Here is a 9239-nt window from a genome sequence, read left to right as displayed (position 1 = left end):
GGATTAAAATTATTTCAAAAAAATGCGAAAGCCATTAGATGTATTTGAATTGGCTACACGTGTGTAGCCAATTCAGTGTGTGGATAATTTATTGAACAAAATTGTCGAATCGTCAAAAAATTCAACATTTGAATCGGAATAATGTTTGTTTTCAATACATATGTTAACTTTTGAGTTCTTAAATTCGAGTAAAGGGTTAATTTGGAGTATTAACTAGATGAATTTACAATAATTACATGAATTTTTGGCTGATGGATAAATTTTTTATACTATAGATTTTAAGAGGTGTTTTTATGCAAGATGCACAAAAATGTTTTGAATTACATTCTGAATACAAGCCGACCGGCGATCAGCCGCAGGCGATTGAGCAGTTAGTAAAAGGTTTTAAAGAAGGTAACCAGTGCCAGACGCTTCTTGGTGTCACCGGTTCCGGTAAGACCTTCACGATGGCAAATGTTATCCAACAATTAAATAAACCAACGCTTATCATAGCGCATAACAAGACCCTTGCTGCACAGCTCTACGGTGAATTCAAGGAGTTCTTCCCGAACAATGCGGTGGAGTATTTTGTGTCCTACTATGATTATTACCAGCCGGAGGCTTATGTCCCTTCCTCTGATACTTACATTGCCAAGGACTCATCCATCAACGATGAGATAGACAAGCTTCGCCATTCTGCCACGGCAGCGTTATCGGAGCGGCGGGATGTGATTATCGTGGCCAGCGTATCTTGCATCTATGGTCTGGGTTCGCCGATTGATTATCAGAACATGGTCATTTCCCTGCGTCCGGGTATGATCAAGGATCGTGATGAAGTTATCCGCAAGTTGATCGATATACAATATGATCGTAATGAGATGGACTTTAAGCGCGGCACATTCCGGGTTCATGGGGATGTATTGGAGGTGTTTCCGGCAGGATCTGAGGAATATGTGGTGCGGGTTGAATTCTTTGGAGATGAGATTGACCGGATCACTGAGGTTGATGTATTAACGGGAGAGATTAAGAATGAACTGAGTCATATCGCCATCTTTCCTGCTTCCCACTATGTAGTGTCGAAAGAGAATATGGAACGGGCGATTCAGGGGATTGAAGAAGAACTGGAGGAGCAGATCCGATTCTTTAAGAGTGAAGGGAAGCTTCTGGAAGCTCAGAGAATCTCTGAGCGGACGAATTTTGATATCGAGATGATGCGGGAGACCGGTTTTTGTTCAGGAATAGAGAATTATTCAAGACATTTGACGGGACTGGCACCGGGACAGCCGCCACATACGTTGATAGATTATTTCCCGGATGATTTTATCATGATGATTGATGAGTCGCATAAGACAGTGCCGCAGATTGGAGGTATGTTCCATGGTGATCAGTCCAGAAAGTCTACGTTGGTAGAATATGGATTCCGTCTGCCGTCGGCAAAAGACAATCGCCCCTTGAATTTTGAAGAATTTGAAGGTAAGATTGATCAGGTACTATTTGTATCAGCGACTCCCGGACCTTATGAGGAACAGCATGAACTGCTTAGAGCTGAGCAGGTCATCCGTCCGACAGGGCTATTAGATCCTGAGGTGGAAGTGCGCCCGGTGGAAGGCCAGATTGACGATCTGGTAAGTGAGGTCAATAAGGAGATCGCCAAGAAGAATAAGATATTGATTACGACATTGACGAAGCGAATGGCAGAGGATCTGACGGATTATATGCGAGAATTGGGCATCCGTGTACGTTATCTGCATTCGGATGTGGATACATTGGAACGGACGGAGATCGTTCGGGATATGCGTCTGGATGTCTTTGACGTGCTGGTGGGAATCAATCTTTTGAGAGAAGGTCTGGATATTCCAGAGATTACCCTGGTGGCGATTCTGGATGCCGATAAGGAAGGGTTCTTACGTTCGGCAACGTCTTTGATTCAGACAATTGGGCGTGCGGCGCGAAATGCAGAAGGACATGTTATCATGTATGCGGATGTGATGACAGATTCCATGCGTCAGGCAATCGATGAGACAGAGCGCCGCCGCAAGGTACAGATGGCGTACAATGAGGAGCATGGGATTACTCCGAAGACCATTCAGAAGAGTGTACGTGATCTGATCGCAGTATCGAAGAAGGTCGCTGCAGAAGAGCTTCGGATGGAAAAAGATCCGGAGTCTATGAGTGAAAAGGAACTTGAGAAGTTAATCAAGGAATTGAGTAAACAGATGAAGAAGGCTGCAACAGAATTGAATTTTGAAGCTGCCGCAGAATTAAGAGATAAGATTGTAGAACTGAAGCAACAGCTGCAGCAGATGTGAAAGGGATAGAACAATGTCGAAGAACAATGATAAGAAGCAATATATAAGAATACGAGGTGCCAATGAGCATAATCTGAAGAATATTGATCTGGATATTCCAAGAAATGAGTTGGTGGTATTGACGGGACTCAGCGGCTCCGGGAAATCATCTCTTGCGTTTGACACTATTTACGCGGAAGGGCAGAGAAGATATATGGAATCCTTGTCATCTTATGCAAGGCAATTCCTGGGACAGATGGAGAAGCCAGATGTAGAGAGCATTGAAGGACTGTCCCCGGCGATTTCCATTGATCAGAAGTCTACGAACAGGAATCCGCGTTCAACGGTGGGAACGGTCACAGAGATCTATGATTATTTTCGATTGCTGTATGCAAGAATCGGTATTCCACATTGCCCAAAATGTGGTAAAGAGATTAAGAAGCAGACGGTAGATCAGATGGTAGATCAGATTCTGGAATTGCCGGAGCGGACGAAGATACAGCTGTTGGCGCCGGTCGTAAGAGGAAGAAAAGGAACCCATGCCAAATTATTTGAACGCGCGAAAAAAAGCGGTTATGTCCGTGTGAGGGTGGATGGCAATCTCTATGAATTGTCGGAAGAGATTACTCTGGATAAAAATATCAAGCATAATATCGAGATTATTGTAGACCGACTGGTCGTAAAAGAAGGAATTGAGCAGCGGCTGACAGATTCTATTGAGAATGTTCTGGCACTTGCGGAGGGACTGATGATTGTGGATGTCATCGGTGGTGAGCCGATGAATTTCAGCCAGAGTTTTTCTTGTCCGGACTGTGGTATCAGCATTGATGAGATTGAACCGAGAAGTTTTTCGTTCAATAATCCCTTCGGTGCATGCCCAGAGTGTTTTGGATTGGGATATAAGATGGAATTCGATGAAGATCTGATGATTCCAGACAAGAATCTTAGCATCAGCGAAGGGGCAATCGCTGTCATGGGATGGCAGTCCTGTACGGATAAGAAGAGTTTCACTTATGCGATTCTGGATGCGCTGAGTAAAGAATATGATTTTTCTCTGGATACGCCATTTAAGGAATATCCAAAGAAGATTCAAGATGTCCTGATTCACGGAACCGGCGGGAAAGAACTTAAGGTACATTATCGCGGACAGAGGGGTGAAGGAGTCTATGATGTTGCGTTCGAGGGACTGATCCGCAATGTGGAACGGCGGTATCGAGAGACTTCTTCAGAGACTATGAAGGCAGAATATGAAGAATTCATGTGTATCACACCATGTCATGAGTGTGGCGGACAGAGATTGAAGCCAGGAGCATTGGCGGTTACGGTAGGAGATAAGAATATCTCTGAAGTAACGGCCATGTCCATCGAAAAATTGCAAATATTCTTAAAGCAATTGCAGTTGAGTAAGCAGCAACAGATGATTGGAGGACAGATCTTAAAGGAGATCAATGCCCGTATCCAATTTTTAATGGACGTAGGTCTGAATTACCTGACATTGGCCCGCACAACTGGAAGCCTTTCTGGTGGAGAGGCACAGCGGATTCGGCTGGCAACGCAGATCGGCTCCGGCCTGGTTGGGGTTGCTTATATTCTGGATGAACCGAGCATCGGGCTGCATCAGCGAGATAATGACAAGTTGTTGGGCACATTGCGCCATTTGCGCGATCTGGGTAATTCTGTGATCGTTGTAGAGCATGATGAAGATACGATGCTGGCAGCAGATTATATTGTGGATATCGGCCCGGGTGCTGGCGAGCATGGCGGTAAAGTGGTGGCTCAGGGTAATGCAAAAGAGATTATGGAGAATAAAAATTCCATAACCGGCGCATACCTAAGTGGTAGAATTAAGATCCCTGTGCCTGAGAAACGGATGCAGCCAACCGGATGGCTGAAGGTCATTGGTGCGCAGGAGAATAACCTGAAGAACATTGATGTAGAATTCCCTTTGGGAGTGATGACATGTGTAACAGGTGTTTCCGGATCTGGGAAAAGTTCTCTTGTGAATGAGATCTTGTACAAGCGTCTTGCGAAAGAATTGAACCGTGCAAGAACGATTCCGGGAAAACATAAGGATATAGAGGGAATCAGTCAGCTGGACAAGGTCATCAATATTGACCAGTCTCCAATCGGACGTACTCCGCGGTCTAATCCTGCGACTTATACAGGAGTGTTCGATCTGATCCGTGATTTGTTCGCGGCAACACCGGATGCGAAAGCAAGAGGATATAAGAAAGGCAGATTCAGTTTTAATGTGAAGGGTGGAAGATGCGAAGCGTGTGCCGGAGACGGAATCCTGAAGATTGAGATGCATTTCCTACCGGATGTGTATGTTCCTTGTGAGGTCTGTGGCGGAAAGCGCTATAATCGGGAGACACTGGAAGTGAAATATAAAGGAAAGAGCATCTATGACGTCCTGGATATGACGGTCGAAGAGGCGTTACATTTCTTTGAAAATGTACCCAGCATTCGAAGAAAGATGGAGACGCTGTATGATGTTGGATTATCTTATATCCGGCTGGGACAGCCGTCTACCACACTGTCAGGCGGAGAAGCGCAGCGGATTAAGCTTGCTACGGAATTAAGCAAGAGAAGTACCGGAAAGACAATCTATATCTTAGATGAGCCAACAACAGGACTGCATTTTGCGGACGTTCACAAATTGACAGAGATTCTGCGCAGGCTCTCTTCGGATGGCAATACGGTAGTAGTCATTGAACATAATCTGGATGTGATTAAGACGGCAGATTATATCATTGATATCGGGCCGGAAGGAGGAGACAAAGGTGGAACTGTAATTGCAAAAGGGACACCAGAAGAGGTCGCAAAGAACCCAATATCCTACACAGGAAAATACATCGATGCCATGCTGCGCAAGTAGATGGAATTCACAAAGATTTAAGAAAAAAAGGTTTCCATTTTCAGGAAAGTTGATTATAATGGAACGTGCACTAAAGGTGCATGTGAATAAATAAACAAATGATAATCATATAGATAGCTTAATGAAAGGGGAAATAAGGATGTCAGTAGATATTGGAATTGATTTGGGAACAGCAAGCGTTCTGGTCTATGTAAAAGGGAAAGGCGTCATATTAAAAGAGCCTTCCGTTGTAGCTTATGACAGGGATACGAACGCGATAAAGGCAATCGGCGAGGAAGCACGTCTGATGCTGGGAAGAACACCGGGAAATATTGTGGCTGTCCGGCCGCTACGTCAGGGTGTGATCTCAGACTATACAGTTACAGAAAAGATGATTAAGTATTTTGTACAGAAAGCATTGGGCAAGCGGACATTTAAGAAGCCGAGAATCAGTATCTGTGTTCCAAGTGGGGTTACCGAAGTGGAACGAAAGGCAGTAGAAGAGGCAACTTATGCGGCAGGCGCGAGAGAAGTGAACTTAATCGAAGAGCCGGTGGCAGCTGCGATCGGAGCCGGGATAGACATCTCCAAGCCTTGCGGTAACATGATCGTAGATATCGGTGGCGGAACTGCAGATATTGCGGTGATTTCCCTGGGAGGAACAGTAGTAAATTCTTCTATTAAGATTGCAGGCGATGATTTTGATGAAGCCATTGTCCGCTATATGCGTAAGAAGCATAATCTTTTGATCGGTGAGAGAACGGCAGAAGATATTAAGATTAAGATAGGGACTACTTATCCATTGATTGAAGATGAGGTCATGGAAGTCAGAGGAAGAAATCTTGTGACAGGTCTTCCGAAGACGGTAACCGTCACATCTTCCGAGACGGAGGAGGCGCTTCGAGAGCCGACGGGTCAAATCGTGGAAGAGGTTATCAATGTACTGGAACGCACACCACCGGAATTGTCGGCAGATATCCTGGATCGTGGAATCATGCTTACCGGCGGCGGAGCTTTGCTGAGAGGCCTGGAAGAGCTGATAGAAGAAAAGACAGGAATCAATACCATGACTGCAGATGATCCAATGAAAGTGGTTGCGATTGGAACCGGACAGTTTGTAGAGTTAATGGGCGGACGAAGAGAATTCTAATGGAAAGTATAAAAGGATATGTAGAACATATTGTATACCGTAATGAAGATAACGGATATACAGTATTTCATCTGAGTAACGATGATGGTGAAGTGACGTGTGTCGGTAACTTTCATTATATCGAAGAAGGAGAGCTCCTGAAACTGGAAGGAGAGTATACTACGCACAAATTATATGGTCTCCAGATGAAGGTAGAGACTTCTGAGGTATGCGAGCCGGAGGATCTGGTATCCATTGAACGGTATCTGGGCTCCGGGGCAGTAAAGGGTGTGGGCACAGCACTTGCCGGAAAGATCGTTAAGAAATTCAAAGAAGATACCTTTCGAATTATCGAAGAAGAGCCGGAACGGCTGGCTGAGATCAAGGGAATCAGCGAGCGAAAGGCAAGAGAGATCGCTATACAGGTAGAAGAGAAGAAGGATATGCGTCAGGCAATGATATATCTGCAGAAATATGGAATATCAACGACCCTAGCGGCCAAGATATACCAGCATTATGGCAGGAACGTATATCGTGTGATCGAGGAAAATCCTTATCAGCTTGCCGATCATGTGTCGGGAGTTGGGTTTAAGACCGCTGATGAGATTGCAGCAAAGGTTGGAATTCATACGGATTCTGACTATCGCATCCGCAGCGGCATTTTCTATACGCTTTTGCAGAGTGTGAATGATGGACATGTCTATCTGAAGCAAGAAGTATTATTAAGAAAAGCAAGTGAACTTCTGGAAGTGGAGATTCAGGATATCGAGAAATATCTGATGGATCTCGCCATGGAAAAGAAGATCGTTATGAAGAAAGCGGAGAATGGAATGCGCATCTATTCTTCACATTATTATTACATGGAGATGAATGTAGCTAAGATGCTGCATGATCTGAATGTAAACTGTAATGTCGCAGAGGACAATCTGGAGCGTCGGCTTCAGGCGATCGAGAAGAATACAGGACTGTATCTGGATGATATGCAGAGGACAGCGGTGATGGAAGCTGCACGAAGAGGTGTTATGGTCTTGACGGGAGGACCGGGAACCGGAAAGACGACGACCATCAATGCGATGATACATTTCTTTGAAAGTGAAGGAATGGACATCTATCTGGCTGCACCTACCGGTCGTGCTGCCAAGCGTATGACAGAGGCGACCGGATATGAGGCACAGACGATCCATCGATTGTTAGAGGTCAGTGGGAATCCAGAAGATGACAGTATCAATGGTTTTCAGAGAAATGAAGAGAATCCTCTGGAGGCAGATGTGATCATTATTGATGAGATGTCAATGGTAGACCTTCCACTGATGTATGCTTTGCTGGGAGCAATCGTTCCGGGAACCAGATTGATACTGGTGGGTGACCGTAACCAGCTTCCAAGCGTAGGACCGGGAAGTGTACTGAAGGATATTATTGATTCCCATTGCTTTGCCGTCGTTATGTTGACGAAGATATTTCGTCAGGCAGGAGAAAGCGATATTGTGGTCAATGCTCATAAGATCAATCGTGGAGAAGAGGTTGTATTAGATAATAAGAGCCGGGATTTCTTCTTCCTAAAGCGGCAGGATGCCAATGTGATTATCAGCGTTGTGATCACATTGATCCAAAAGAAACTTCCGAAGTATGTCAATGCCAAGCCTTATGATATTCAGGTCCTGACGCCTATGAGAAAAGGTCTGTTAGGAGTGGAACGTCTGAACCGGATACTTCAGGAATATCTGAATCCACCAGAGCCCCAAAAGACGGAAAAAGAATATGGAGATCGTCTGTTCCGTGAAGGCGATAAGGTCATGCAGATCAAGAATAACTATCAGCTGGAGTGGGAAGTGGCGACAAAATATGGAATGACCATCGACAAAGGTCAGGGCATCTTTAATGGTGATATGGGAATCATCAAGGAGATCAATACATATGAAGAAGTGGTAATTGTGGAGTATGATGAGCAGCGCCTGGTGAAGTATCCATATACTTTGCTGGATGAGCTGGAACTCGCTTACGCGATTACCATACATAAGTCTCAGGGGAGTGAATATCCTGCAGTCGTGATTCCATTACTGCAGGGACCAAGACAGTTGTACCACAGGAACCTTCTGTACACGGCTGTCACAAGAGCAAAGCAATGTGTAACGTTAGTGGGAAGTGATGTGGTATTTCAGGAAATGATTCACAATACCAACGAACAGGATCGTAACACAAGCCTTGCAGAACGAATCCAGGAATTACAATGATAAAGATATTACAGGCTTTTCTGAAAAGAATCAGTCTATGGCTGTGGCCAGAGGTCTGTCCATTTTGTGGGAAGGCATATCGTCAGGGGATCTGCACTGCATGCAGGCGTAAACTGGAACACTTAAAAGTCCGGGAACCGCGGTGTATGCAGTGTGGTAAGCCCATCCGATATTCAGAACAAGAGTATTGTCATGATTGTACACATACACATCATTTTTATGACAGAGGGCTGAGCCTATGGCTTCACAAAGCTCCGGTCAACACCTCCATCTATCAATTCAAATATCATAATCAGAGAAGATATGGAATCCTTTATGCAGAGGAATTAATACGCACCTATGGTCATATGATAAAAAGGTGGAACCCAGATCTTATCATCCCGATTCCCCTTCATAAAAAACGAAGAAAAAAGCGAGGCTATAATCAGGCACAGATTATCAGTGCAGAGATTGGAAAGAATATGAATATACCGGTAGATACGAAAAGTCTGGTACGATGTATATCTACCAATCCTCAGAAAACGTTAGATCATGATGAGCGGAAGAAGAATCTGAGTCATGCATTTTCTGTGAGAAAAGGTTTTGTCCCGGTGTCAGCAGTGCTATTGATTGATGATATCTATACAACGGGAAATACTATAGATTATGCCGCGAAAACTCTGAAAAAAGCGGGAGTTGAAAAAGTATACTTTTTGACCATAAGTATTGGACAAGGATACTGATATTTGTTATACTAAAAATGATGTTTAAATGGA

Annotated in this window: 5 protein-coding genes; all 5 read left to right on the top strand. The window is 44.5% G+C overall.

The window, feature by feature from the left end; all coding sequences use genetic code 11:
• Positions 1-293 precede the first annotated feature (293 nt).
• A complete protein-coding gene (gene uvrB, locus JQM81_RS11755; protein ID WP_235233877.1) occupies positions 294-2288 on the top strand; it encodes an excinuclease ABC subunit UvrB in 1995 nt (664 codons plus the stop codon).
• A 13-nt stretch (positions 2289-2301) separates the two neighbouring features.
• The gene (uvrA, locus tag JQM81_RS11750) at positions 2302-5145 is read left to right on the top strand and encodes an excinuclease ABC subunit UvrA (protein WP_235233875.1); all 2844 of its coding nucleotides are present in this window, start codon (positions 2302-2304) and stop codon (positions 5143-5145) included.
• 139 nt (positions 5146-5284) lie between these two features.
• Positions 5285-6274 (top strand): rod shape-determining protein, encoded by a 990-nt coding sequence (locus tag JQM81_RS11745; RefSeq protein ID WP_328282622.1) that lies wholly within the window; start codon positions 5285-5287, stop codon positions 6272-6274.
• The gene (locus JQM81_RS11740) at positions 6274-8484 is read left to right on the top strand and encodes an ATP-dependent RecD-like DNA helicase (protein WP_235233873.1); all 2211 of its coding nucleotides are present in this window, start codon (positions 6274-6276) and stop codon (positions 8482-8484) included. Before JQM81_RS11745 ends, JQM81_RS11740 begins: the two co-directional genes overlap by 1 nt.
• The gene (locus JQM81_RS11735; protein ID WP_235233872.1) at positions 8481-9206 is read left to right on the top strand and encodes a ComF family protein; all 726 of its coding nucleotides are present in this window, start codon (positions 8481-8483) and stop codon (positions 9204-9206) included. Before JQM81_RS11740 ends, JQM81_RS11735 begins: the two co-directional genes overlap by 4 nt.
• Positions 9207-9239 lie beyond the last annotated feature (33 nt).

It is taken from the genome of Faecalicatena contorta (assembly GCF_021531895.1).
Classification (GTDB): domain Bacteria; phylum Bacillota; class Clostridia; order Lachnospirales; family Lachnospiraceae; genus JAFBIX01.
Note: the sequence above shows the minus strand (reverse complement) of the source record. Positions and strands in the feature narration are given on the sequence as shown.